Genomic DNA, 231 nt, shown 5'->3' with positions numbered 1-231 from the left:
GCTGGTGCTCTCCCCCTGCAACAGCTGGGGCGACTCGGTCGGCCTGAAGAACGCGCTGGCCGCCTACGAGAAGGCGACGGGCAACAAGGTCAGACACGACGTCTACCCGGACGATCAATTCATCAACATCCTGAAGACCAAGATGACGACGGACGACGCCCCCGGTCTGTTCCAGGCCAACGTGGGCGACGGCTACATTCCTTTTACCTTCCTGGAACCGCTTTCCGGTCC

Annotated in this window: 1 pseudogene; it reads left to right on the top strand. The window is 61.5% G+C overall.

Going from position 1 to position 231, the window contains the following annotated elements:
- Positions 1-231 (top strand): annotated as a pseudogene (locus KVT38_RS34345) (hypothetical protein); the annotation flags it as partial.

The organism is Cohnella sp. GbtcB17 (assembly GCF_019091135.1).
Classification (GTDB): Bacteria; Bacillota; Bacilli; order Paenibacillales; family Paenibacillaceae; genus Cohnella.
This window is presented reverse-complemented; position numbering and strand designations above follow the sequence as displayed.